General features: G+C 67.2%; 23 protein-coding genes. 8 read left to right on the forward strand and 15 right to left on the reverse strand.

Annotated features, from left to right (window positions below; all coding sequences use genetic code 11):
• Positions 1-115 precede the first annotated feature (115 nt).
• Both H0X90_RS32430 and H0X90_RS32435 read left to right on the forward strand, forming a co-directional pair.
• Positions 116-595 (forward strand): SRPBCC domain-containing protein, encoded by a 480-nt coding sequence (locus tag H0X90_RS32430; protein WP_006486060.1) that lies wholly within the window; start codon positions 116-118, stop codon positions 593-595.
• A 13-nt stretch (positions 596-608) separates the two neighbouring features.
• Positions 609-1,061: a nuclear transport factor 2 family protein gene (locus tag H0X90_RS32435; RefSeq protein ID WP_006486058.1), complete on the forward strand. Its 453-nt coding sequence runs from the start codon at positions 609-611 to the stop codon at positions 1,059-1,061.
• A 74-nt stretch (positions 1,062-1,135) separates the two neighbouring features.
• On the opposite strand, the gene H0X90_RS32440 is transcribed toward H0X90_RS32435, so the two are convergent.
• The 4 genes from H0X90_RS32440 to H0X90_RS32455 are packed head-to-tail and all read right to left on the reverse strand — an operon-like array spanning position 1,136 to position 5,266.
• The gene (locus H0X90_RS32440; protein ID WP_077190153.1) at positions 1,136-2,116 is read right to left on the reverse strand and encodes an acetyltransferase; all 981 of its coding nucleotides are present in this window, start codon (positions 2,114-2,116) and stop codon (positions 1,136-1,138) included.
• Between the two features lie 17 nt (positions 2,117-2,133).
• Complete coding sequence (locus tag H0X90_RS32445; RefSeq protein ID WP_077190154.1) at positions 2,134-2,925, reverse strand: SDR family oxidoreductase; 792 nt, start codon at positions 2,923-2,925, stop codon at positions 2,134-2,136.
• A gap of 41 nt (positions 2,926-2,966) precedes the next feature.
• On the reverse strand, positions 2,967-4,160 hold the full coding sequence (locus H0X90_RS32450) for a sulfotransferase (RefSeq protein ID WP_034201529.1): 1,194 nt from the start codon (positions 4,158-4,160) through the stop codon (positions 2,967-2,969).
• Positions 4,157-5,266: a DUF1214 domain-containing protein gene (locus H0X90_RS32455; RefSeq protein WP_006497784.1), complete on the reverse strand. Its 1,110-nt coding sequence runs from the start codon at positions 5,264-5,266 to the stop codon at positions 4,157-4,159. Before H0X90_RS32455 ends, H0X90_RS32450 begins: the two co-directional genes overlap by 4 nt.
• Before the next feature lie 130 nt (positions 5,267-5,396).
• Between H0X90_RS32455 and cysD the strand changes: the two genes are divergently transcribed.
• The 5 genes from cysD to H0X90_RS32480 all read left to right on the forward strand — a co-directional run bounded on the left by cysD (position 5,397) and on the right by H0X90_RS32480 (position 12,206).
• On the forward strand, positions 5,397-6,377 hold the full coding sequence (gene cysD / locus H0X90_RS32460; RefSeq protein ID WP_226244775.1) for a sulfate adenylyltransferase subunit CysD: 981 nt from the start codon (positions 5,397-5,399) through the stop codon (positions 6,375-6,377).
• Positions 6,377-8,275, forward strand: a complete 1,899-nt coding sequence (gene cysN, locus H0X90_RS32465; RefSeq protein ID WP_060211732.1) for a sulfate adenylyltransferase subunit CysN — start codon at positions 6,377-6,379, stop codon at positions 8,273-8,275. The genes cysD and cysN overlap by 1 nt, the downstream gene beginning before the upstream one ends.
• Before the next feature lie 106 nt (positions 8,276-8,381).
• Positions 8,382-9,569, forward strand: a complete 1,188-nt coding sequence (locus H0X90_RS32470) for a helix-turn-helix transcriptional regulator (protein ID WP_006486068.1) — start codon at positions 8,382-8,384, stop codon at positions 9,567-9,569.
• 236 nt (positions 9,570-9,805) lie between these two features.
• Positions 9,806-11,173: an MFS transporter gene (locus H0X90_RS32475; protein WP_006486057.1), complete on the forward strand. Its 1,368-nt coding sequence runs from the start codon at positions 9,806-9,808 to the stop codon at positions 11,171-11,173.
• Positions 11,160-12,206 carry a beta-propeller fold lactonase family protein gene (locus tag H0X90_RS32480; protein WP_077190156.1) on the forward strand — a complete coding sequence of 349 codons (1,047 nt, stop codon included), beginning with the start codon at positions 11,160-11,162 and terminating at the stop codon, positions 12,204-12,206. Before H0X90_RS32475 ends, H0X90_RS32480 begins: the two co-directional genes overlap by 14 nt.
• A gap of 66 nt (positions 12,207-12,272) precedes the next feature.
• Here the strand turns inward: H0X90_RS32480 and H0X90_RS32485 are convergent, their stop codons facing one another.
• Complete coding sequence (locus H0X90_RS32485) at positions 12,273-13,310, reverse strand: AraC family transcriptional regulator (RefSeq protein WP_006486061.1); 1,038 nt, start codon at positions 13,308-13,310, stop codon at positions 12,273-12,275.
• Positions 13,311-13,534: 224 nt separating this feature from the next.
• Here H0X90_RS32485 and H0X90_RS32490 point away from each other — a divergent pair, with 224 nt between their 5' ends.
• A complete protein-coding gene (locus H0X90_RS32490) occupies positions 13,535-14,644 on the forward strand; it encodes a fatty acid desaturase (RefSeq protein ID WP_077190157.1) in 1,110 nt (369 codons plus the stop codon).
• Positions 14,645-14,673: 29 nt separating this feature from the next.
• Here H0X90_RS32490 and H0X90_RS32495 read toward each other — a convergent pair whose 3' ends face one another.
• The 10 genes from H0X90_RS32495 to H0X90_RS32540 form a co-directional block, all read right to left on the reverse strand.
• Positions 14,674-15,294 carry an HAD family hydrolase gene (locus H0X90_RS32495; protein WP_006486065.1) on the reverse strand — a complete coding sequence of 207 codons (621 nt, stop codon included), beginning with the start codon at positions 15,292-15,294 and terminating at the stop codon, positions 14,674-14,676.
• 123 nt (positions 15,295-15,417) lie between these two features.
• Positions 15,418-16,290, reverse strand: coding sequence for a hypothetical protein (locus tag H0X90_RS32500; protein WP_058901633.1), 873 nt, complete (start codon positions 16,288-16,290; stop codon positions 15,418-15,420).
• A 51-nt stretch (positions 16,291-16,341) separates the two neighbouring features.
• A complete protein-coding gene (locus H0X90_RS32505; RefSeq protein WP_006482759.1) occupies positions 16,342-16,998 on the reverse strand; it encodes a TerD family protein in 657 nt (218 codons plus the stop codon).
• Positions 16,999-17,096: 98 nt separating this feature from the next.
• Positions 17,097-18,113, reverse strand: a complete 1,017-nt coding sequence (locus H0X90_RS32510; protein WP_006497778.1) for a DUF475 domain-containing protein — start codon at positions 18,111-18,113, stop codon at positions 17,097-17,099.
• A gap of 43 nt (positions 18,114-18,156) precedes the next feature.
• Positions 18,157-18,897 (reverse strand): VWA domain-containing protein, encoded by a 741-nt coding sequence (locus H0X90_RS32515; RefSeq protein WP_006482762.1) that lies wholly within the window; start codon positions 18,895-18,897, stop codon positions 18,157-18,159.
• 20 nt (positions 18,898-18,917) lie between these two features.
• Complete coding sequence (locus tag H0X90_RS32520) at positions 18,918-20,015, reverse strand: toxic anion resistance protein (RefSeq protein ID WP_058901634.1); 1,098 nt, start codon at positions 20,013-20,015, stop codon at positions 18,918-18,920.
• A gap of 345 nt (positions 20,016-20,360) precedes the next feature.
• Entirely contained in the window at positions 20,361-21,722 is a 1,362-nt protein-coding gene (locus tag H0X90_RS32525) for a virulence factor (RefSeq protein ID WP_306172361.1), read from the reverse strand.
• A gap of 22 nt (positions 21,723-21,744) precedes the next feature.
• Positions 21,745-22,008 (reverse strand): PAAR domain-containing protein, encoded by a 264-nt coding sequence (locus H0X90_RS32530; RefSeq protein ID WP_027784933.1) that lies wholly within the window; start codon positions 22,006-22,008, stop codon positions 21,745-21,747.
• A 9-nt stretch (positions 22,009-22,017) separates the two neighbouring features.
• Positions 22,018-23,352: a virulence factor gene (locus tag H0X90_RS32535; protein WP_077190161.1), complete on the reverse strand. Its 1,335-nt coding sequence runs from the start codon at positions 23,350-23,352 to the stop codon at positions 22,018-22,020.
• Positions 23,353-23,398: 46 nt separating this feature from the next.
• Entirely contained in the window at positions 23,399-23,662 is a 264-nt protein-coding gene (locus H0X90_RS32540) for a PAAR domain-containing protein (protein WP_006482760.1), read from the reverse strand.
• Positions 23,663-23,667: the final 5 nt, after the last annotated feature.

Consider the following 23,667-nt stretch of genomic DNA (forward strand, 5'->3'; position numbering starts at 1 on the left):
CCCGCCTGCTCCGCGCCGCACCCGTCGCGCGCGCCGGCCGATACCGGCGCGATTCCTTCCGACCGCTGCACCGCCTGAAGCCACGCGGGCGCGCAGCCTGATCCGATCCGCCGCCATGACCAAACCCTCGAATCTCGTCACCTCGATCACCGTCGACATCGATGCGCCGGCCGCCGTCGTCTGGGAAGTGCTGACCGACTTCCCGCGCTACGGCGAATGGAACACGTTCTGCATCGGCTTCGAAACGACCGGCAAACTCGGCGATTTCGTGCACATGCAGATTCGCATTCCGGGCACGGAGACCGTGATTCCCGTCGACGAAATCCTCGTCGCATACGAGCCCGAACGCCTGCTGTCGTGGGAGCAACGCCCGACCGACGACAACAAGGACGCCGCGCGCCGCGACCAGTACATCGACGCGACGGGCGCGGAGCGCTGCCGCTACTTCACGACCGACCAGTTCCTCGGCGTCAACGCGGACACGATCATGCAGCACCACGGCGCGTGGGTGAAACAGGGTTTCGATCAGTGCGCGCGCGACGTGAAGCGGCGCGCCGAAGCGCTGCATGCGGCACGCACGCGCAAAAGCAGCTGAGCGGGAGCGGTCGATGCCCGATCTGCACACGCTGTCCGATCATCACGACATCCGCGAGCGGGTCGTCCCGTATTCGAGCGCGATCGACTCGTGCGACTTCGATGCGCTCGACACGGTATTCACGCCCGACGCGGCGATCGACTGTCGCGCAATGGGCGGCATCGCCGGTCGCTATCCGGACGTGAAAGCGTGGCTGCGCACCGTGCTGCCGCGATTTCCGCGGTATCAGCATCTGGTCGGCAACCTGTCGATCCGGCTCGACGGCGACACCGCGCGCGGCCGCACGATCTGCTTCAATCCGATGGAAGTCGCGCTGCCGGACGGCGGCACGCAGGTGATGTTTCTCGGGCTGTGGTACGTCGACCGGTTCGTGCGTACCGCGCACGGCTCGCGCATCGCCGAGCGCGTCGAGGCGCGCTGCTACGGCCACAACGTGCCGGCCGCGCTCGCCGGGACGATCGGCTGATCCGGTCATGCTGCGCGCGCCGTGCGATGGCTGCGCGACGCGCGCAGCGTCGATGCATTGCTTCGATCGCGGCGTCAGTCGAGCCGGAACGCGGCCTCGAAACGCTCGGCGAATGCGTCGAACTCGGCTTCCGGCAGATGGTTGATGCCGCCCGCGCGCTTGCGCCCGCCGCCCGTCGCGAAACCGCGGCAGAACTCGTCCGCGCCGATCGGCCGGCCGTCGGGCACGCGCACGCTGACGACCAACCCGCCGTCCGCGCGCGGCGACAGCACCGCGAGCGCCGCATGCGGCGCATTGCGCATCCGCTCGTTCGCGAGCATGCCGGTCGCGCGCCGCGCCCACGGGTGGTCGGGCATCCGGACCAGCGTCGCGCCCGGCACCTCGCGCAGCGGCGCGAGTGCGCACGCGCGCGCCATGTCGTCGCGGTAGCCGTCGCGCAACGCGGCGAACACGGCCGTCTCGCGCACGAACTCGAGCGGATCGGTGCACGGCAGCATCGCGTCCGCGAGCGCCGCCGGATCGAAATGCAGATCGCCGACGCACTCGCCGTACGCGTTGTAGTTCAGGTAGAGCCCGAGCTCGGCCAGCACGCAACGCTCGGCTTCGTCGACGCCATGCTCGCGCGCGAGCGCGTCGCCGAGCGCCGGCAGTTCGTCGCCGAACGCCGCGACGATCGCCCAGCGCACGTACCGGCCGCCGAGATAGCGATTCACGATCGCGCTCGTGCAGACATCGGCTGCCGTGTCGATATGCGCGTCGAAGCGCGGATCGTCGGGCAGCGCGCCCGCGAAGTGATGGTCGAAATAACGGACCGTCGCGCCGTCACGCAGCAATCGCGCGCACGCGTCGCGGTTCTGGTCGTGCGATACGTCGAGCACGGTGACGAGGTCGCCCACGCGCGCGTCGATGCGCTCGAGCAGCCCGATGTCGCGCTTCACGCCGGTCACGAGCGTGCCGTGCACGCGTTCCGCGAGCCGCAGTTGCTGAAGCGCGCACAGGCCGTCCGCGTCGCCGTTGAACGCGAAGACGTGCCGCGCGTACTGGTTGTCCTGCATGATCCGTGGCTCCATCGTCAAGGCATGAACTCGCCGCCGTTCGCGTCGAGCGTCGCGCCCGTCACCGCGTTCGCGTAGTCGGACGCGAGGAACAGCGCCGCACGCGCGCAATCGTCGTCGGTCGGCAGCTTCGCGAGCGCGATGTTCGACGCGATCGGCGCAACGATCTGCGCCTCCGTCATCCCGTAGTCGGCGGCCGCCTGCCGGAAATAGGTCTGCGTCGGCACGCCCCACATCCAGCCCATGTGGATGCTGTTCGCGCGAATGCCGTGCACGCCGAGTTCGCGCGCCAGGTATTTTGCCGCAACCGCGAGCGCGCCCTTCGATACAGCGTAGCCGCCCTCCCCTGCAAACGGCTTGCGGGTCGCCTGCGTGTTGATCATCACGATCGCGCCGCGCTGCTGCCGCTTCATGTGCGGCACGACTTCCTGCGTGAGCGCCATCGTACCGAACACGTTGGTCTCGAACACCGCGCGCCAGCCGTCGAGGTCGGCTTGCTCCACCGGCTCCGGAAACGTCCCATGCACGAACGCGCTGTTCACGAGCGCGTCGATCCGGCCGAAGCGCTCGACGGCCCGCGTCGCGAGCTGCCGGCATTGTGCCCGATCGGTGATGTCGGTCTGCACCTTCAGCACCGCGCAATCGACATCGAGCGCACGGATTCGCGCGTCGGCGTCGTCGAGCTTTTCCATCGTGCGCGCCGCGACCACCACGCCGCGTGCGCCCTCGCGCGCGGCTTCGACCGCGAGCTTCACGCCGAGCCCCGGCCCGATTCCGGAAATCACGACGATCTTGTCCTTCAGCAACATGGGTTGTCTCCTGGTTGTCGTTCGTCTTGCGTACGCGGCCGTCAGACGGCGGCCTGCAGGTGCCGCGCGCGATACGCGGCGAAGTCGCGCGCGAGCTGCGCGTCGGTGAAGCCGAAGCGGGCGATCGAATAGTCGTGCGCGGCGCGCTTGTCGCGGCCGTTGCGCGCGATCCAGTCGGCCATCGCCGCACGCTGCCGCGCATCGACGGACATGCCGGCGAACGCATACACGGCGTGCGCCACCCCCAGCGGATTCGACACGGTGTCCTCGAACCGCACGTCGAGAAACCGGTGGGCTGGCAGCGCATCGCGCGCCGCCATCGCCGCACCGATCGCGCGCGCCATCCCCGCGTTCCACTGCGCGCCGACGGCGAGCGGATCGGGATCGTCCGCGTACAGTTGCCACAGCGTGTGCGCCATGCTCGCCATCGACGGAATCGTCTGCGCCGGATCGCGGTGCGTGAGCACGACCTGCGCACGCGGAAACACGCGGCACAGCACGTCGAGCGCATGCAGGTGCTGCGGCGTTTTCAGCAGCCAGCGCTCGGCCGGCGCGACGCCGCGCCGCGCCTTCTGCCACTGCAGGAACTGCAGCATCCGTTTCAGGTACGTGTAGACCGGCGTGAGATCCTGCCGCGCGAGCCAGGCCGTATAGCGCGGCACGTTCGCGTACGAATCCATCGCGCACACGAACGAATGCTCCATCAGCATGAATTCCTCGTCGGCGAGCATCGCGTCGAGCGGATGGATCGTCAGGATCTGCGGGATGCAGTCGATCATCGTCGCGACCTCGGCCTGCGCGCGCGCGATGCGCACGGCCGGCGCGTCGAGCGTCTCGCCGGCAAGCGGCGCCGGGTAGCGCGTTTCCCACCACGCGGCCGAATGAAAGCGCGGGTCGACGGCCAGTAGCCGCTGCAGCAGCGTCGTGCCCGTACGCGGCAGGCCGACGATCACGAGCGGATCGTCGATTGCAATGTCCGCGATCTCCGGATGGCGCCGGAAGTAATCCTCGACGACGAGCCGGTTCACGAGCTGGCCGACGAGCTTTTCGCGCATCATCGCCGCGCCGCGCGCGGACAGCGCCGCTTCGTCGATCAGCGACGCGCACATCACGTCGAGCGCGTCGCGATACGGCCCGTCGCCGAACGCGGTGAGCCCGCCCGTGCGCGACACGGCCTCGGCCATCAAGCCGTCGGGGGCGAGCAGCGTGCGAGCCTGGTCGAGCGGCGCGTTCATGCGGCCTCCTTCAGTGCGGCGAGCTTCACGACGCGCGTGCGCGGATGCACCGGTTGCGCGGCGCCCACCCAGCGCCAGCAGATCGTGCCGGTGCGATGCCCGGCGGTATCGAGCCAGTTCGCGCTGCCCGGCCGCGTGGCCGCGACGATCACCGTCACCCCGCCGTCCGCATTGGGCCGAGCGCTGTGCTTGTTCACGCAGATGTCGAAGTGCCGATAGTCGAGCGACTCCATCCAGTAGTTGTTGAGCTGCACGTTCCAGAAATCGCAGTCCGGCACGGTATCGACGTCGATCACGAGCGCCTCGTCGGCGGCGAGCGACCAGCACGAGTGGTAGTAGTAGATGTTCGGATCGCCGCCGACCGACTGGCACAGCGCCTGGTCGGCGGGCGGCAGCGCGTTCACGTGCGGGCGATAGCTCGCGGCCCAGTCCGCGAACAGCTTCGACGTCTGCTCGACGAACTGCGCGGCGCGCATCAGGCCGCCCTGCAGCGCGAGCGGATCGAGCGGCGCGGGGCGCGCCTGCGCATCGATGCGTTCGATCTTCAGTTGCGCGGGCGTCTCCGTGCGCCGGTCGAGGAAGGTCTGGCGCACCAGCAGCGCGTTGGTGTCCGGCTCCATCCGCACCCAGTTGCCCGCGCGCGGCGTCGCGCTCAACACGATCTCGACGCTGCCGTCCGGCGCAATCTCGAGCTGCTTCGCGTCGAGAAAGCCTGTCTGCAGCATCTTGCCGTCGGTCTCGTAGCCGCCCTTCTGCGTGCCGAAGCTCAGGTATGCGACCGTGCCGCGTCGTCCCGTCACGCGGTATTCGCAGCGGCCGTCGACGCGCGCGTACTGGTACAGGTTGTCGGGGTTGTCGGCGCCGATCTTCGCGGTCTCGTGGGACGGCGAGAAGAAGCCCGGCCACGCGCCGTCCGCGAACTCGACGTGCATTTCCAGCGCGATGCGCATCAGTCGGCTCAGGTAGCGGAAGCCTTCCGCACGCGTGAGCGGATCGTCCGGCGCGTCGGTGCGCAGGATCTGTTCTCCGCTGCGTTTCAGGGTGTCGCAGAAATCGGCCCAGGTCCGGCCCGAAAGCAATTGCGTGGCGCGTGTGTCATCCGTCATGTGTCGTCTCCGCCGATGGTCGAGCGCTCACCTTAAGCGGCGCCGCCGCGCGCCACTTCGTCCGGGTGGACTAAGGAAAGATCCGCTCCACGGCCGCGTGCCGGTTTAGTCCACCCGGACGAAGAGCGGCATGCCGCCCGCTCGATACCGTTGGCGCCATGCCCGCAACGCCGCACATGTCGCGCGGCGCCGGCATGAAACAAGGAGACGAACGATGTTGACCCACCTGGAGCGGCTGGAGGCCGAAAGCATCCACATCATGCGCGAGGTCGTGGCCGAGAGCGAGAACCCGGTGATGCTGTATTCGATCGGCAAGGACAGCTCGGTCATGCTGCATCTCGCGATGAAGGCGTTCTACCCGGCGAAGCCGCCCTTTCCGCTACTGCACGTCGATACGACGTGGAAATTCCGCGAGATGATCGCGTTTCGCGACGAGACGGCCGCGCGCCTCGGCCTCGACCTGCGCGTGCACGTCAACCCCGACGGCATCGCGAACGGCATCAATCCGTTCACGCACGGCTCGGCCGTGCACACCGACGTGTGGAAGACGCAAGGGCTCAAGCAGGCGCTCGATCACTACGGTTTCGACGCCGCGTTCGGCGGCGCACGCCGCGACGAGGAGAAATCGCGCGCGAAGGAGCGCATCGTGTCGCTGCGTTCGGACCAGCACCGCTGGGACCCGAAGCGCCAGCGCCCCGAGCTCTGGTCGCTGTACAACGCGCGCAAGCGCAAGGGCGAAAGCCTGCGCGTGTTCCCGATCTCGAACTGGACCGAGCTCGATATCTGGCAGTACATCCGGCTTCACGACATCCCGATCGTGCCGCTCTACTTCGCGAAGGAACGGCCCGTCGTCGAACGCGACGGCGCGCTGATCATGGTCGACGACGAACGCCTGCCGCTGCGTGACGGCGAAGTGCCGCGGATGCGCAACGTGCGCTTTCGCACGCTCGGCTGCTATCCGCTCACCGGCGCGATCGACAGCGACGCGACGACGCTCGACGACATCCTGCGGGAGATGCGCGACACGCGGACGTCCGAACGCCAGGGACGGCTGATCGACAGCGATTCGGCCGGTTCGATGGAAAAGAAGAAACAGGAGGGATATTTCTGATGGCACACGTACTCGCCGCGCCCGAGGCGCCCCCTATCCACGCCGACGAGACGCGAACGAAGGACCTGCTGCGTTTCATCACCTGCGGCAGCGTCGACGACGGCAAGAGCACGCTGATCGGCCGCCTGCTCTACGAATCGAACATGCTGTTCGACGACCAGCTCACGCAGCTCGAAGCCGATTCGAAGAAGGTCGGCACGCAGGGCGGCGAACTCGACTTCGCGCTGCTCGTCGACGGCCTGTCGGCCGAACGCGAGCAAGGCATCACGATCGACGTCGCGTACCGCTTCTTCGCGACCGCGCGGCGCAAGTTCATCGTCGCCGATACGCCCGGCCACGAACAGTACACGCGCAACATGATCACCGGCGCGTCGACCGCCGATCTCGCGGTGATCCTGATCGACGCGCGCAAGGGCGTGCTCACGCAGACGCGCCGTCACAGCCATCTCGTCGCGCTGATCGGCATCAAGCGCGTCGTGCTCGCGATCAACAAGATGGACCTGGTCGACTACGACCGGGCCGTGTTCGAGCGTATCGATGCGGACTACCGCGCGTTCGCGGCCGAGCTCGGGTTCGCCGAGATCGTCAGCATTCCGATGTCCGCGCTGCGCGGCGACAACGTGATCGCGCCGAGCGCACGGATGCCGTGGTACGCGGGCCCGCCGCTGATGCAGCATCTCGACCGCCTGCCGCTCGCCGCGCGCGTGACGCACGACGAACCGTTCCGGCTGCCGGTGCAATGGGTCAACCGTCCGCACCTGAATTTCCGCGGCTACGCGGGCAGCATCGCATCGGGCGAGATTCGCGTCGGCGAACGCGTGCGCGTGCTGCCGTCCGGCAGGGAAAGCCGCGTCGCGTCGGTGATCACGCCGGCCGGCGAAGCCGGCATCGCCCGCGCCGGCGAAGCGGTGACGCTCACGCTCGCCGACGAAATCGACATCAGCCGCGGCGACCTGATCGCGCGTGCGGACGCGCCGCCGGAAGTCGCCGACCAGTTCGAGGCGACGCTCGTGTGGATGCACGACGAGCCGCTGCTGCCCGGCCGCCCGTATCTCGTGAAGCTCGGCACGCAGACGGTCGGCGCGACCTGCGCGACGCCGAAGTACAAGATCGACGTGAACACGCGCGAGCATCTCGCCGCGCGCACGCTCGCGCTGAACGAGATCGGCGTGTGCAACCTGAGCTTCGACCGGCCCGTCGCGTTCGATCCGTACGACCGGAACCGTCATACGGGCGGCTTCATCGTGATCGACCGCTTCAGCAACGACACGGTCGGCGCCGGGATGCTGCACTTCGCGCTGCGCCGCGCGCACAACGTGCACTGGCAGGCCGTCGACGTCGATCGCGACGCGCGCGCGCGGCAGAAGGCGCAGACGCCGCGCATCGTGTGGCTGACGGGGCTGTCGGGCGCCGGCAAGTCGACGATCGCGAACCTCGTCGAGCAACGGCTGCACGCGCTCGGCAAGCATACGTACCTGCTCGACGGCGACAACGTGCGGCACGGCCTCAACCGCGATCTCGGCTTCACCGAGGCCGACCGCGTGGAGAACATCCGGCGCGTCGCCGAAGTCGCGCGGCTGATGCTCGACGCGGGGCTCATCACGCTCGTGTCGTTCATCTCGCCGTTCCGCGCCGAGCGCGACATGGCGCGCGCGCTGGCGGGCCCGGACGAATTCGTCGAAGTGTTCGTCGACACGCCGCTCGCGGTCGCGGAGGAGCGCGATCCGAAGGGCTTGTACAAGAAGGCGCGGCGCGGCGAGCTGAAGCACTTCACCGGCATCGATTCGCCGTACGAGCCGCCCGTGCAGCCGGAGTTGCGTGTCGACACGGTGACCGAGTCGCCGGAGGTCGCGGCGGATCGCATCGTCACGTACCTGCTGCGCGAACGCGCGGCGTAAGCGGCGCCCGCCTGCCCGCGTCGCCTACTCCGTTCGGATGACGCGCGCGGCAGGCGGGCCGCTATGCTGGTTCGGAATCCTTCATCCGGACCAGGAGAACACGAGCATGCGGATCGCGCTGGCGCCCGGCGACACGGCCGCGCACGATGGTTTCGACGACGCGGCATGGAGCGCGCGCGAGCTCAGCGCATGGCTCGGGCTCGTCTATCAGGGTCCGTCTGAAACCACGCCGTGGGCCGGCTTTCTCGAAGCGGTTCGCGTGCGACTCGATGCGAGCTTCACGACGCTCGTGCTGCGCAATCCGGGCGGCGCGCGACACGGGCTGATCATCAACGCGTCCGCACACGGCCCGCTGCTGCCCGGCGAACCGTCGTACAGCGAGCAGTTCTATGCGCTGTGCCCGTTTCTCGACCACCCGCCCGGCCAGGTGTTCACGGCCGACCGCCTGTTCGGCGACGCCGCGTGGCGCGCGCACGATTTCTACCGGCAATACCTGCAGCCGCTCGACCTGCGCTACATCCTCGGCGCGAACCTGCGCGGCGAACGCGGCGTCGAGTGCGCGTTCTTCGTGAGCCGCCCGCACGGCGGCCGCGATTTCGACGCGACCGAGCGCGCGCAGGTCGCGACGCTGCTGCCGCACCTGCAACGCGCGGTCGAGCTGCACGCGGCGCTCGACGTCCTCGATGCCGAACGCGCGCTGTATGCGGGCACCGTCGACCGGCTCGACGTCGGCACCGCGATCGTCGACGAGGACGGCCGCGTGATCAAGCGCAACCGCATCGCCGAACGGCTGATCGACCAGCAGGACGGGCTGTGCGTGCGGCAGGAGCGGCTTCACGCGTCGTGCCCGCTCGACGAGCGCCGGCTGCAGAAGGCGCTGCAGGCCGCGCTCGAGCATTTCCGCGCCGGGGCGCTCACGCGCATCGAGGCCACCACGCTGTCGCGTCCCGGCGGCGCGATGCCGTTGAGCGTGCTGCTGCGCCCGCTCGCGCCCTATCGCGGCGCCGAGGACCGCCAGCATCGGCCGGCCGTCGCGGTGTTCGTCCGCGATCCGGCCGCGTCGCCGCAGACATCACGCGACATGCTGCACCGGCTGTTCCGGCTCACGCCGATGGAAACCGAAATCGCGCTGCTGCTGGTCGACGGGCTGACGCTCGACGAAGCGGCGGCCGCGACCGGCATCACGAAGAACACTGCCCGCGCGCACCTGCGCGGCATTTTCGCGAAAACGGGTGCGACGCGGCAGGCCGTGCTCGTGAAGACGCTGCTCAACAGCGTGGTGTCGATGGCGTAGCGCGCCGTGCCGGCACTCGGCACGATCTCATTTCACGTCATACGTCATCAGACGTTGTCGAATGACGCGTCGATCACCGGCATTCGCCAAATTTTAGGAAATTTCCGGGTAAACCCGCGACGTCATCGTCGATGCTCCGGCGTACCATGTCATACGATGACATACTACATCGACCGCCAACCAGACGTCGACGCGGGGCTGCCGCCCCGTCCGCCGCCGCCCGACCGGAGACACCCTTGAACCCGCCCTCGTCCGCCCTGCCCGGCCGCGACCCGCTCGCGTCGGCCGTCTCGAAAGTGAAGTGGCACGTGCTGCCGCTCGTGCTGATCATGTTCATCGCGAACTACATCGACCGCGTGAACGTCGGCTTCGTCGATCGCCATCTCGAAGCGTCGATCGGCATCGGCGCGGCCGCGTACGGGCTCGGCGCCGGGCTGTTCTTCGTCGGCTATGCGCTGTTCGAAGTGCCGTCGAACCTGCTGATGCAGCGCTACGGCGCGCGCGTCTGGCTGGCACGGATCATGGCGACGTGGGGCATCGTCGCGGCCGCGATGGCGTTCGTGTGGAACGACACGTCGTTCTACACGCTGCGCTTCCTGCTCGGCGCGGCCGAGGCCGGCTTCTTCCCCGGCGTCGTGCTGTACCTGTCGCAATGGCTGCCGCCGCAGGAACGCGGCAAGGCGATGGCGATCTTCCTCGGCGGCTCCGCGTTCGCGTCGGTGCTGTCCGGGCCCGTGACCGGCGCGCTGCTGTCGATCCGCGGCTTCGGCCTGCAGGGCTGGCAATGGATGTTCCTGATCGAAGGGCTGTTCTCGGTCGCGCTGTGCGGCGCGAGCTGGCTGCTGCTGAAATCGCATATCCGCGACGCGACGTGGCTCACGGCCGAGGAACGCACGGCGCTCCAGCACGCGCTCGACGCGGAACGTGCGACGCGCGACGTCCGCTCGAACGTGCCGGTGCGCGCCACCGCGCTGCTGCGCGATCCGCAGATCATGCTGTTCTGCTTCCTGTATTTCGCGATCCAGCTGACGATCTACGCGGCCACGTTCTGGCTGCCGACCATCATCCGCAGGATGGGCGGCCTCACCGATTTCCAGGTCGGCCTGTACAACACGATTCCGTGGATGATCGCGATCGGCGCGATGTACGGCTTCGCGGTGCTGTCGTCGAAGTGGAAGCATCCGCAGCGCTGGCTCGCGTTCTCGCTCGTGCTCGCCGCGTGCGGGCTGTTCGCGTCGACGTCGCCCAGTCCGGTGTGGTCGTTCGCGTCGATCTGCTTCGCCGCGCTCGGTTTCAAGGCCGCGGCGTCGCTGTTCTGGCCGATCCCGCAGGGCTATCTCGACACGCGCGTGGCCGCGGCCGTGATCGCGCTGATCAACTCGGTCGGCAACCTCGGCGGCTTCGTCGCGCCGACGGCCTTCGGCTATCTGAAGCAACATACGGGTTCGATCACGGGCGGGCTGTATGCGCTCGCGATCGCTTCGCTCGTCGCCGCGGTCGCCGCGCTGTTCGCGCGCACGCACCGGCGCAGCGAGCCGCCGCGCGGCCAGCCGGCCGACGAATCCTTCACGCACGCTCCGATGCTCCGCCATGCCGAACACTGACCGCCTGACCGTCGTCGTCTCGAATGCCGTCGACGGCGACCTCGCCACGTTCTCCCTCGCAGGCGACGGCACGCTCGCGCCGCTCGCCCGCTATCCCGCCGCCGACGTCGCGATGCCGATCGCCGTGCAGGCCGACCGCACGCGGCTCTACGTCGCGACCCGCGGCGAACAGCCGACGATCGTCGCGTTCCGCGTCGCGGCCACGGGCGCGCTCGCGCGCATCGGCACGACCGCGATCGACGCGAGTCACGCGTACCTGTCGCTCGACCGCGGCGGCCGCTGGCTGCTCGGCGCGTCGTACGGCGGCCATTCGCTGAGCCTTTACGACGCCGCGCGCGTGCGCGACGGCGACGGTACGCCGCTGCAGGTCGCGGGCGGCATCGCGAACGCGCACGCGGTGATCGTGTCGCCGGACAACCGCTTCGCGTACGTCAGCTCGCTCGGCTCGGACCGCGTGTTCGGCTTCGCGCTCGTCGAGGACGCCGCCGGGTTGCGCGCGGTCGAACACGGCGAAACGCGCGTGCCGGCCGGCTTCGGTCCGCGTCACCTGCGATTCGCGGATGACGGCCGCACGCTCGTCGTCGTCAGCGAATTCCAGGCCACGCTCGCCACCTTCGCCCGCGACACCGCCACCGGCCGGCTCGGCGACGCACACGTGAGCGCGCGTCACCCGGCCGTCGCCGCGCTCGCGCAAGGCCATGCGCGCCCGCCCGCTCCTGTCGAGCCGTCCGTGTGGGCCGCGGACCTGCACCTGACGCCCGACGAGCGCTTCGCGTACGTCAGCGAACGCACGTCGAGCCGGTTGCTCGGCTATCGCCGCAACGACGACGGGTCGTTCGCCCCCGCGCACGCGACGGCCACCGAAGCGCAGCCGCGCGGGTTCGCGATCGATCCGTCGGGACACTGGCTGATCGCCTGCGGCGAGCAGTCCGAACACGTCGCGGGGTATGCGATCGCGCCGGACGACGGCACGCTGTCGCTGCACGCGCGCGTGCCGGGCGGCCGCGGCGCGAACTGGGTCGCGATCGTCTGAAGTCTGGCGGTCTGAAGAAGAAACGGCGCCCGTACGGGAACCTGCACGCCGATGCGGGTGCGGCGTTCAGCGCCGCTCGCTCGGCGCGACGCCCGTCCAGCGCTTGAACGCGCGCGTGAAATTGGCGCGATCGGTATAGCCGACGCGCGCCGCGATCTCGTCGACCGGCAGCCGCGTGCCTTCGAGCAGCCGCAGCGCGTCGCGCAGCCGGATCTCGTCGAGCAGCGCCGAATAGGTCGCGCCGTATTCGGCGAGCTTGCGCTTGAGCGTGCGCGCCGACACATGCAGCTCGCGCGCGACGTCGTCGACCGACGGATAGCCGCCTTCGCCGCAGATCAGCAGGTTGCGCACGCGCTCGACGATGCTCTCCGCATAGCCGAGCCGCGCGAGTTCCGCCTCGCACTGCTGGACGATCATCTGCGCGGTCTGCGCGTTCGCGGTGCCGATCGGCTCGTCGAGCAGCGCGGCGTCGCAGCGGATGCGGTTCGCGCTCGCATCGAAATGGCAGCGCGGCAGCCGCGCGCGATAACGCTCGAACCACGGCGGCTCGGGCCATTCGAAATGGAGTTCGGCACGCGACTGGAGCGTGCGGCCCGGCGTCGGATACAGCAGCGAATTGAACAGGATCGCGGTTTCGACCAGAAAGTTTTCCACCGCGAACTGGCGCAGCCGGCCGAGCGGAAACGCTTCGAGCACGTCGATGTCGACGATGCCGTCGAGTTGCGCGAGCCGCACCGAGAAAAACGGCACGCGCGTCGGCAGGTAGCGGATGCCGAGCGCGATCGCCTCGCCGAGCGTCGCGCAGCTCATCAGCCCGAAGCCGATCAGTCCCGCTTTCGTGAGGCTGCTGCGCAGGCCGATCTCGATCGCGATCGACGGATCGTCGGTCGCGTCGAGCAGGTTGAACACGATCGCCGCCTGCTGCAGCGGCGTGATGCGCGCATCGGGCTGCGCGAGCCGGTCGCGCTCGACGCCCGAGCCGGCGAGAATGCGACCGCCGTCGATGCCGCGCTCCTCGGCCAGCATCAGCATGAACAGCGCATACGCGGACGACACCGTCGCCTTGTTCAACTGGCGCGCGGCATCCGGAACGGACAGGGCCATGCGGCTAACTCCGGAGCGGTTTCGGCGGATTGTAGCGTCGCTGGCCCGCAATGACACCGCGGCGGCACTCTAGCCACGCGACGGCATCGGCCACCGGAGCGCCGGCCAACGTGGCCCGAAATGACACCGCCATTGGCACCGACGGCCCTCGCATGCGCGCCGGCACGCGCCTATGCTTGTCACATCGGCATTGCGCCCCACTCTTTCCGCATGGATTCCGGTCGATGAGCCAACCCGCACGAACCGCCTTTCGCCACGACGCCGACAAGGTCGCGTACGTCCGCCGCGAAGTGAACGCCGCGAGCGACGCGATCCGCGCACGCTTTCCGCTGCTCGACAACCAGAACCTCGTCGGCGCGACCGTGATGGCCGTGTCGGTGAGCGCGATGCTCGCGATCGCGTGGCTGTATGCGCGCGGCGCGATCGCGTGGTACGTCGCGCTGCCGCTCGCCGCGTTCGTCACGTCGCTGATCCACGAGCTCGAGCACGACCTGATCCACCTGATGTACTTCAAGAAGACGCCGTGGGCCTATCACCTGATGATGGCGCTGTGCTGGCTCACGCGGCCCGGCACGATCAACCCGTGGACGCGCCGGCGCATGCACCTGCATCACCACAAGGTGTCGGGCGGCGAATCGGATCTCGAGGAATTCGGCATCACCAACGGCGAGCGCTGGGGCGTGAAGCGCCTGCTGATGATCGCGGACGGCATGCTCGCCGTCGTGCTGCGGCCGGCCGCGATGCGCCGCAAGGTGAAGCAGTACGTGGCCGCGCAGCCGGTGCAGGATCCGTCCGAGCGCCTGCAGTTGCGCATCGAGCAGGTGTCGTCGTACATGCCGGTCGGTCACCTGTACTACACGCTGTGGCACGCGTTCATCGTCTATCACGTCGGCCTGTTCGCGCTGCCTGCGTTCGGTTACGCGGTGACGGTGCCGGCCGTCGTCGAACGCGTGATGAGCGTCGTCGATTTCCTGGCGGTGGTGTGGCTCGGGCCGAACTTCGTGCGCAGCTTCTGCATCAACTTCGTCAGCTCGAACATGCACTATTTCGGCGACATCGACTCGCGCAACGTGATCCAGCAGACGCAGGTGCTGAACCCGTGGTGGATGCTGCCGTTCCAGCTGTTCTGCTTCAATTTCGGCAGCACGCACGCGATCCATCACTTCGTGGTGCGCGATCCGTTCTACATCCGGCAACTGACCGCCCGCACCGCGCACGCGGCGCTGCGCGAAGTCGGCGTGCGCTTCAACGACGTCGGCACGTTCGCCCGTGCGAATCGCTGGGGCGGCTATCGCCCGTCTCGCGGCGCGCACCACGCGCAGGCCGACGCGTAACGCCGGCGACGCGCGGCATCAGCGCCTCGTCACTCGCCGATCGGCGGCATCGGCCCCTGCCCGCGGATCCACGACCAGTTCGCGAGTTCGGCCATTTCCTTGTCGCCGCGGCTGTCGCCGTACGCGAACAACTGCTTCGGCGGCCGGTTGCCCCACCATCCGCGCAGCCGCACGACCTTCTGCGGCCCCCAGCAGTTCTCGCCGTCGAGCCGGCCGGCGAAGACGCCGCGCTCGAACGCGAGCCGCGTCGCGAGCACGGCGTCGAAGCCGGCCGTCTTCGCCCACTTCTCCAGATACAGCGACGGCGACGCGCTGACCAGCACGACTTCATGCCCGCGCGCCCGATGCTCGCGGACACGCTCGAGCATTTCCGGACGCACGAGGTTCGGCAGATAGCTATCGACGAACCGGCGCGCCTGCGCGTCGAGCACGTCCTCGCGGATCGGCCCGAACGCGAACGACGCGAACTTCGCCTTCGCGTCGCCGCGCGACAGCAGCCCGGCCTTCATCGCGACGATCCACGGCAGCGCGCGCAGCCCGGCCCACGCGAAACGCGGCGTGCCGACCGCCTGGCGGACGAAATGGCGAAAGCTGTCGGTGGTCGTGATGGTGCCGTCGAAATCGAAGGCGGCGACGATGCGGTCGGTCATGGAGAATCGGCGGGAAAGCGATGAGATGCCCGGGAAGATAGCAGACTCGCGGCCGCCCGCGCGAAACCGTCGCGCCCGACACGCGACTGCGCGCGCCGCAGCGCGTGCGGTCGCATCGTTCGCTCAGCGCGACGGCCGCGCGGCCAGCGCCGCCGGCAGCACGACGTTCATCAGGTGATCGGCACGCGACAGCAGGTCGGTCACGCGCTCGTCGAGCCCGCGCAGTTGCGCCGGCTGCATCCGGATCTGCTGGACGGCCTGTCCGACGATGTTGCGGCGGTCGAACAGCGTGCGCTCGACGCCCGCATCGTCCGGCGCGCGCACGACGTCCGACACCGCGCTCAGCGCGGCGAGCACGACCACGAGGTTTTCCTCCGCATGGCGGATCTTGGCGGCGAGTTCCTCGGTACGGCGCGGGAAAAAGCCGAGCGACTGCTTGAGCGCACCGAGCGCCGCGCGATAGTCGACATGGCCGGACGCCGCCCCGAACCAGCGTTCGAACATGCCGGCCTTGCGCGTCGCTTGCGCGAGCATCCCGGCCATCATGTCGGCCGCGCCGAGTTCGTTGAATTCGCGCGTCGTCGCCGCGACCGCTTCGACGAGGTTGCCGGCCGTCTCCAGCGCGCCGTCGCCGATCGTCGCGACCGTCGCGAGCTTCAGCGGCACCAGTTGCCGGATATGCCGCTCGATGCGCGGCGCGTAGTCGGGATAGAGATTCGGAAAGCTGGCCTGCGCGGCGCGGAAGCACGCTTCGAGCTGCGGATGGTTCGATGCGCCGAACAGCGCACGGCCGATTGCGTCGGCGGGCGCCGCACGCACGGCGTGATCGGACGCGGGCGCCGGCCCGAACTCGAGCGCCTGCGGGGCGGGCCGCGCCGGCGCACGCGCGACCGGCGCAGCGGGCGCGGCCGGCGCGTCGAACGCAAGACGCCCGGGCGTGCGCTCGGGCGTCGTATCGAACTCGAGCCGCTTCGGCTCGTCGGACGGATTCGTCATCGCTGCTTCCTGCCCGGCGCGGCGGTGTTCCGCGCGCCGGGCTGCCGCCAGTCAGACCGCGCCGCCGTACGCGCGGACGAAATCGCCGAGGCCACGGTTGTAGCCCGCGCCGACCGCCTTGAACATGAAGTGGCCGTCGCGGCGATAGAAGCTGCCGACCTGCACCGACGTCTCCATCGAGAAGTCTTCCTCGAGCGCGTACTTCGCGATCACCGCGCCCGACACCTCGTCGGCGATCTGGATGTAGCTGTTGCGAACCTGCCCGAAATTCTGCCGGCGCGCTTCGGCCTGGTCGATCGTCACGACCACCGAGATTTCCTCGACGTCGGCCGCAAGCTTCGTCATGTCGATGAAGATCACCTCATCGTCGCCGTCGCCGCTGCCCGTGCGGTTGTCGCCGCTATGCACGACGCCCAGGCACTTCGACGAAGGCATCCCGCGCTTCGGGAAATCGTCGCCGGGCTGGATGAAGGTTTCCTTGCGCTCCATCGTGCGCACTTCGCTGTTGTAGAACACGAAATGCTGATCCGAGATCAGCTTCGGATTGCTCTGCGCGTCGTACTTGCACAGGAACACCGACACGTCGAGATCGAAATCCGTGCCGGTGTCCGTCGCGTTCGCGTCCCAACCGAGACCGATGCGGAATTTCTGCGTGCCGGGCGCTTCCTTCGACAGGTTGACGCGACCGCCTTTCGACAAATTGATCATCTGAACCTCTCCTGCTGGAACCGCCGTAGCGCCGGCGGCGATGCCGGGCCGCACACGGCGGCCCTTCGTTGATGGTGTTCGCGCCGCGTGACGCGCGCTTACTTGCCCGCCACCGCCGCGCGGTCTTCCTTGCGCTGCACGACGATCGACGACCACACGGCCGCGGCAATCATCGCCGCGCCGATCAGGCCCGTGACGACCTCCGGCACCTCGAACTTCACGCCCAGGAACATGATCGTCGCGAGCGCGCCGATCGCCCAGAACGCGCCGTGCTCGAGAAAGCGGTACTGCGCGAGCGTGCCCTTCTTCAGCAGCACGAGCGTCATCTCCCGGATGTAGGCCGCGCCGACGCCGAGGCCGAGCGCGATCAGGAAAATGTTGTTCGACAGCGCAAACGCGCCGATCACGCCGTCGAAGCTGAACGACGAATCGAGCACTTCCAGATACATGAACCCCGCGACGCCTTCGCGCACCACGCGCGTGCCCGTGTCCTCGCCGCCGACCAGGTCGCCCACGCCGTGCGCGATCACGAAGCCGATCACGCCGAACGCACCCGCGAGCAGAAAGCTGACCTGCTCGGTCGCCGGCACGTAGAACGACGCGACGATCACGATCGCGAGCGTCAGCGCCACTTCCAGTGCGGTGATGCGGCCGAGATGGCGCATCGGGCCTTCGAGGAAGCCGATCCAGTGCTCGTCCTTCTCGGTGTCGAGCATGAACTTGAAGAACACCATCAGCAGGAACGCGCCGCCGAACGCCGATACCTCATGATGCGCGGACGTCAGCACCGCCGCGTACTTGTCCGGCGATTCGATCGCGAGCGTCAGCGCGTCCCACAGACCGATATGGCCGATCACCGCGACGATCAGCAGCGGAAACACGAGCCGCATGCCGAACACCGCGACCGGCAGGCCGAACACCATGAAGCGGTTGCGCCACTTCTCCGACCAGTTCTTCAGCACCGACGCGTTGACGACCGCGTTGTCGAGCGACAGCGAAATTTCGAGCACGCACAGGACCGCGACGATCAGCATGTCCCTCACGCCGCCGAGGAGATAGGCCGCGATCAGCGCGAGCGCCGTGAGCGACAACGGGATCTTGAAGTCTTTCAACATGATGGGGTAATCGAGTTCAGAAAAATGGGCAGGCGGGCCGCGCTTACTTCGCGCGCACCCAGTCGCAGAATTCCTGCGTGATCAGCTGTTCGTAGATCTGTTCGTCGCTGAGGTCGAGCGATTCGAGATGCAGGAAGCCGACGTTCGGCATTTCGTCCGCGACTTCCGCAAGGAAGTCGAATTCGCTCGGATCGCCGACGCCGACGAGCGACCAGTACAGCGGGAAATGTTGCGATTCGGTCAGCAACTGGCGCACGCGCTTGCGGTCGTTCTTCGGGTTCTGGCCGTCGGTGACGAACAGCACCCATGCGGGCAGATGGCCGTTCACGGGCGCGGAGGCGGCCGGCGCGGACGGGTCGTCCGCACCGCCGAACAGCCGGCTCAGGAAGCCGCGCTTTTCTTCGCGCTTCGGCTCCGGCGCGCGGAAGAAGAAATCGACGATGTCGTTCATCACCGGCGCGTACTGCGTGCCGCCCCACTTGTCGATCCGCGCGTTGAGCACATGATCGGAAATGTACGAGCCGTAGTTGTCCGGCGTCGCGGTCGGCAGCCGGTCGTAGCCTTCGGTGAAGGTCCACGTGTCGACTTCGCCGTTGTCGTCGAACTTCAGTGCAATGCCGAGAATCCGGTCGTGCGTCTCCTGGATCACGCCCGACTGGTACAGCGGCTTCGCGGAGCCCGAGATGTCGAGCGCCGCGCCGACGCGCACGACCGGCGGCTTCAGGATCTGACGTTTTTCGAGGACGATCGCGACCTTCGCCGCGCGTTTCTCAAGCGTAATCATGCGGTGTTCTCTCAGTTCTCTTAGTTGTGCTTCGGAGCGAATCGGGTGATCAGGTCCTGTTCGAGCTGGCGCAGGCGCGGCGCGTCCTGCTCGCGCTGGCGGCGGCCGTCGGCAATGATCTGCGTGATGTCGTCGAACGCGCCGAACAGCTGCTGCTGCGCGTATTCGAACGTGTCGGTCGAGATCACCGGGCGCTGGCCGAGCTTCGCGACTTCCTGCGCGTTCTGGCGATTCAGGTCGGCCTGCGCGCGGATCGCCTCGTCGGCGGCGTCGTACGTCGCGTTCGCGAGCGCCGCCGCGCGCTTGGTGCTGAGCTGCTCGAGGTAGAGCGCGAACGCATTGGTCCACGCGGGAATCAGCACGGTCTTGATCGTCATGAACTTCGACGTCAGCGTGCGTTTCTGGTCCTGCTCCATCCGGATCTGCGGCGCGAGCTGCTTCGACATCAGCATCGCGCGGTCGAGGTCGTCGAGCTTGCTTTCGAGCGCGTCGACCTTGCGCTTCACGTCGAGCAGGCGCTGCGCGGCGAACGCATCGTCCGCCGGCTGCTGGCCGGCCGCGAGATGCGCGCGCAGCGCCGCGAGCGCCGTTTCGCCGTGCGCCTTCGACTGCGCGAGCTCCTGGTGCAGCGCGTAGTTGTCGTTGTACATCCGCTCGAGCTCGTCGATGCCGGCCTTCTGGCGCTGCGCATGGTTTTCGAGCTCGACGACGAGCGTATCCATCCGCTTGCTCACCGACTCGTATTGCGACAGCAGCTTCTCCTTGGTCGAGCGGAACAGCCGCGTGACCTGCGTGAGCAGCCCGCCCTTGTCTGCGCCGCGCGGGTCGAGCCCCTTCGCGGTCGCGATCAGCTCGTTGAGCTTGTCGCCGAACTGGTCGGCGTCCGACGCCCGGACGCTTGCGAGAATCTGCTGGGAGAAGGCGGCGATCCGCGTGCCCTGCGTCGCGCCGAGCTGGTCGATCTCGTCGACGGTGATCAGGCGCGCGTGTTCCGTCGGCTGCGCTGCCGGCACGACGACGTTGGCGACGGCGGCTGGCACGGCGACGGGCGACAAGGACGGCATGGAAGGACGATCGCTGACCGCATTGGATTTGTTGTCGTCGAATAGCGGCTTCATGTGGCTACCACGTTCCTTTTCTGCTTTTTGCTACGTGTGTTGTCGTGCGCGCAACGCGCGCTTCCGCGATTGCCGCCGTGCTCTCTCACGGGCGGCAGACGGACAATAAATGGCGACGGTGCGGCGCGTCAAGCCAGGCAAGTCTTTCAATTTACATACGCTTTGTAATATATACGACGGCCATCTCGATACTGCTTCCGGCAATGTAAGGACATATGCGTTGATGGAGCATGAATCCGGAATTCTCGGCACGCGCCGACGGAGAGAAATGGAAAGTATTTTGAAAGAATTGGCCTGTCGCTATTCCGCTGATTGTTACAGATTGCTTAACGGGGGCGTCGCGCCCTAGTACGAGTAGCCTTGCGACGCCGGGCGCGCGTCGTGGCGGCGGCCCCACCACGGCAAGTACGCGTTGTTCTCCCCGCGTGCGCGGAACCAGTCCTTGCCGGGATCGATCGGCGTCAGCTTCGACGGTGCGACCACCACCACGGCCGTCGGATGTTCGGTGTCCGTCGTGCCCGCCACAAGCACGTTGCCGCCGAGATGATTTGCGCGGCCGATCGCGAGCGCCACATCGGTCAGCGCCGCGCCGGCCCCCATGTCACCGAGCAGTGCCGACGTGTTGAAGGTTTCGCCGCGAAGATCGCTTTCCGGCACGGCTTCGGCGAGCCCTTGCGACAGGGACGCGGCCCTTGACGACGCGGCCGCGCTGCCCTTGCCCGCATCGTGGATAACGTAGTTCAGCGACGAGACCGCGACGCCCGCATTGGCTGCGGCTGCGTCGATCGTCGACTTCCATGCCGGCACCGCGCGGCCCTCGCCTTGCTTCGCGTCGAAATCCTGGACGCTGCCTTGCGCCGCCTTGCCGATCCAGGCCAGCGGTTCGCGCTCGGTCTTCAGATCCGGGCCGGCGAGGAACAACACCACCATGTTCTCGTTGATCTGTTCATCCTGCGGCGGAAAGCTTGGCGCGTCCCAGTTCATCACCCACACGCTTTTGTCGGGATGCGCGGCCAGGTAGTCCAGCGCGGCGTTCAACGACGTGAAGCCGGCATTGCCGTGGCCCGACGTCACGTGCACGTCGGGCGGTATGTCGCGGATCCATAGATTTTTTGCGGAGGGGTTGCCGATTTCATACATATTTACCATCTCGTCGCGCAAGAACGCTCCGGCGCCTTCCGGGTCGAGACGGCCGGCAGGAAGTGCGAGTTCGACATGCACCCCCGCCAGTTCACGCCACTCCCGCTTGTACTTCGAGCCGATGGTGTAAAAATAATCGGGGTTCATCACGTAGCGCGTCCGAAACAACACGAGAAGTTCGCGCACATATTTCTTGTAAAAACCCGCGAACGACTCACGCCCCCGCCGCCCGTCCGCGACGATGGAAACCGCCTGCAAGGTCGAGTATTTTTTGGGGTTTGTGCGCACCATGTCGTCGTTGGCGTTCGGCTTCACCAACCCGAGCGTCCACAGCAATTGCCACTCGGTCGGATAGTCACGACGCTGCAGCGGATTGAGCCATTCAAGTCCGACAACTTGGGCAACAAACGGCGCGGCAGACGCACCTTCGACGGATTGCGTCGATGCGGCGCGCATCTCAGCCCGCAATGGCGGGCTCGACAAGAGTGTCGCCATCACGATCGAGACGCACCCGATACGTCTGGCAAGAGTGAAGCAGTGCATGAATACCCCGATCGAACCGGCCAACCCCGCGCGCCGGTCCGGCAATTCATTCCCGCCCGGACGACGCCAGACTCGAAATCAGCGTCGCACCGCACGACGTCTTGTGTCCATCGAATGCAGCCGGTTTCCCGTCGACAATGACCTGCGGATCGCCTTCGGCGATAAAGCAGGCCTGATGGCCCGCGATCGGACAGACGCACGTATCGCCGAGCCGGGCGACCGGCCGCCCCATCACTTCGCTGACCGCGCTGCCGGTCACGACCTGACCGCCGTGGCTCGTTGCGTCGCCGACTCGAATGATTCCGCGCATGCGTATTCCTTATTCCGAATAGCCTTGCGACGCAGGGCGCGCGTCGTGACGGCGCCCCCACCACGGCAAGTACGCGTTGTTCTCACCGCGTGCGCGGAACCAGTCCTTGCCGGCGTCGATCGGCGTCAGCTTCGACGGCGCGACGACGACGACTGCCGTCGGATGCTCGGGGTCCGTCGTTCCGGCTACGAGCACATTTCCACCGAGGTGATTCGCTCGGCCGATCGCCAGCACCACATCGGTCAGCGCCGCGCCGGCGCCCATGTCACCGAGCAGTGCCGACGTATTGAAGGTCTGCGTACGGAAATCGTATTCCGGCAGTACTTCCGTCAGCGTCTGCGACAGCGATGCAATTCTTGTCGATGCAGCATCACTGCCCTTGCCCGCGTCGTGCACGATGTAATTCAATGACGATACCGGCACGCCTGCATTAGTCGCCGCCGTATCGATCGTCGACTTCCATGCCTGCACCGCGCGACTCGCGCCTTGCTTTGCGTCGAAATCCTTGACGTTGCTTCGAGCGGCTTTACCGATCCAGGCCAGCGGCTCGCGCTCGGTCTTCAGATCCGGGCCGGCAAGGAACAGCACCACCATGTTCTCGTTGATCTGTTCGTCGTTCGGCGGGAAGCTCGGTGCATCCCAGTTCATCACCCACGCGCTTTTGTCGGGGTGGGCGGCCAGATAGTCCAGCGCCGCATTCAACGACGTGAAGCCGGCATTCCCCTGCCCCGATGTCACGTGCACATCCGGCGGTGTGTCGTGGCTCCACAGATCTTTTGCCGATGAATTTCCGATCTCGAACGTGCTGATTATTTGATCACGCAAATATGCCTTTGCCTTGATGGGATCAAGACGACCAGAAATTGCCAGTTCAACATGCACGCCAGCCAGCTCACGCCATCTACTTCTGTCACCAGGTTTCACGGTATAGAAATAGTTGGAATCGGTAAAATATCTAGTACGGAACAATACGAGCAACTCGTCGATATATTTCTCGTAAAATCCACCAAATGATTCACGTCCAGAGCTGCCATCCGCAATGATTGAGATCGCTTGAACGGCAGAGTACTTTTTAGGGTTGGCGCGCACCATATCGTCATTCTTGTTCGCAGAAGCCAGGCCCAACGTCCACAGCAATTGCCACTCCGTCGGATAGTCACGACGCTGCAGCGGATTGAGCCATTCAAGTCCGACAACTTGGGCAACAAACGGCGCGGCAGACGCACCTTCGACGGATTGCGTCGATGCGGCGCGCGTCTCAGCCCGCAATGGTGGGCTCGACAAGAATGTCGCCATCACGATCGAGACGCACCCGATACGTCTGGCAAGAGTGAAGCAGTGCATGAATACCCCGATCGAACCGGCCACCCCCGCGCGCCGGTCCGGCAATTCATTCCCGCCCGGACGACGCCAGGCTCGAAATCAGCGTCGCACCGCACGACGTCTTGTGTCCATCGAATGCAGCCGGTTTCCCGTCGACAATGACCTGCGGATCGCCTTCGGCGATAAAGCAGGCCTGATGGCCCGCGATCGGACAGATACACGTATCACCGAGCCGGGCGACCGGCCGCCCCATCACTTCGCTGACCGCGCTGCCGGTCACGACCTGACCGCCGTGGCTCGTTGCGTCGCCGACTCGAATGATTCCGCGCATGCGTG

The sequence above is a fragment of the Burkholderia sp. 9775_39 genome (assembly GCF_015712225.1).
GTDB classification, from domain to species: Bacteria; Pseudomonadota; Gammaproteobacteria; order Burkholderiales; family Burkholderiaceae; genus Burkholderia; species Burkholderia cenocepacia.

What these genes read in the sequence shown, in the direction of transcription:
- H0X90_RS32430 (WP_006486060.1), top strand. Translation starts at nt 116, where the DNA reads ATGACCAAACCCTCGAATCTCGTCACCTCGATCACCGTCGACATCGAT.
- H0X90_RS32435 (WP_006486058.1), top strand. Translation starts at nt 609, where the DNA reads ATGCCCGATCTGCACACGCTGTCCGATCATCACGACATCCGCGAGCGG.
- H0X90_RS32440 (WP_077190153.1), bottom strand. Translation starts at nt 2,116, where the DNA reads ATGCAGGACAACCAGTACGCGCGGCACGTCTTCGCGTTCAACGGCGAC.
- H0X90_RS32445 (WP_077190154.1), bottom strand. Translation starts at nt 2,925, where the DNA reads ATGTTGCTGAAGGACAAGATCGTCGTGATTTCCGGAATCGGGCCGGGG.
- H0X90_RS32450 (WP_034201529.1), bottom strand. Translation starts at nt 4,160, where the DNA reads ATGAACGCGCCGCTCGACCAGGCTCGCACGCTGCTCGCCCCCGACGGC.
- H0X90_RS32455 (WP_006497784.1), bottom strand. Translation starts at nt 5,266, where the DNA reads ATGACGGATGACACACGCGCCACGCAATTGCTTTCGGGCCGGACCTGG.
- cysD (WP_226244775.1), top strand. Translation starts at nt 5,397, where the DNA reads ATGCCGCCCGCTCGATACCGTTGGCGCCATGCCCGCAACGCCGCACAT.
- cysN (WP_060211732.1), top strand. Translation starts at nt 6,377, where the DNA reads ATGGCACACGTACTCGCCGCGCCCGAGGCGCCCCCTATCCACGCCGAC.
- H0X90_RS32470 (WP_006486068.1), top strand. Translation starts at nt 8,382, where the DNA reads ATGCGGATCGCGCTGGCGCCCGGCGACACGGCCGCGCACGATGGTTTC.
- H0X90_RS32480 (WP_077190156.1), top strand. Translation starts at nt 11,160, where the DNA reads ATGCCGAACACTGACCGCCTGACCGTCGTCGTCTCGAATGCCGTCGAC.
- H0X90_RS32485 (WP_006486061.1), bottom strand. Translation starts at nt 13,310, where the DNA reads ATGGCCCTGTCCGTTCCGGATGCCGCGCGCCAGTTGAACAAGGCGACG.
- H0X90_RS32490 (WP_077190157.1), top strand. Translation starts at nt 13,535, where the DNA reads ATGAGCCAACCCGCACGAACCGCCTTTCGCCACGACGCCGACAAGGTC.
- H0X90_RS32495 (WP_006486065.1), bottom strand. Translation starts at nt 15,294, where the DNA reads ATGACCGACCGCATCGTCGCCGCCTTCGATTTCGACGGCACCATCACG.
- H0X90_RS32500 (WP_058901633.1), bottom strand. Translation starts at nt 16,290, where the DNA reads ATGACGAATCCGTCCGACGAGCCGAAGCGGCTCGAGTTCGATACGACG.
- H0X90_RS32505 (WP_006482759.1), bottom strand. Translation starts at nt 16,998, where the DNA reads ATGATCAATTTGTCGAAAGGCGGTCGCGTCAACCTGTCGAAGGAAGCG.
- H0X90_RS32510 (WP_006497778.1), bottom strand. Translation starts at nt 18,113, where the DNA reads ATGTTGAAAGACTTCAAGATCCCGTTGTCGCTCACGGCGCTCGCGCTG.
- H0X90_RS32515 (WP_006482762.1), bottom strand. Translation starts at nt 18,897, where the DNA reads ATGATTACGCTTGAGAAACGCGCGGCGAAGGTCGCGATCGTCCTCGAA.
- H0X90_RS32520 (WP_058901634.1), bottom strand. Translation starts at nt 20,015, where the DNA reads ATGAAGCCGCTATTCGACGACAACAAATCCAATGCGGTCAGCGATCGT.
- H0X90_RS32530 (WP_027784933.1), bottom strand. Translation starts at nt 22,008, where the DNA reads ATGCGCGGAATCATTCGAGTCGGCGACGCAACGAGCCACGGCGGTCAG.
- H0X90_RS32535 (WP_077190161.1), bottom strand. Translation starts at nt 23,352, where the DNA reads ATGCACTGCTTCACTCTTGCCAGACGTATCGGGTGCGTCTCGATCGTG.
- H0X90_RS32540 (WP_006482760.1), bottom strand. Translation starts at nt 23,662, where the DNA reads ATGCGCGGAATCATTCGAGTCGGCGACGCAACGAGCCACGGCGGTCAG.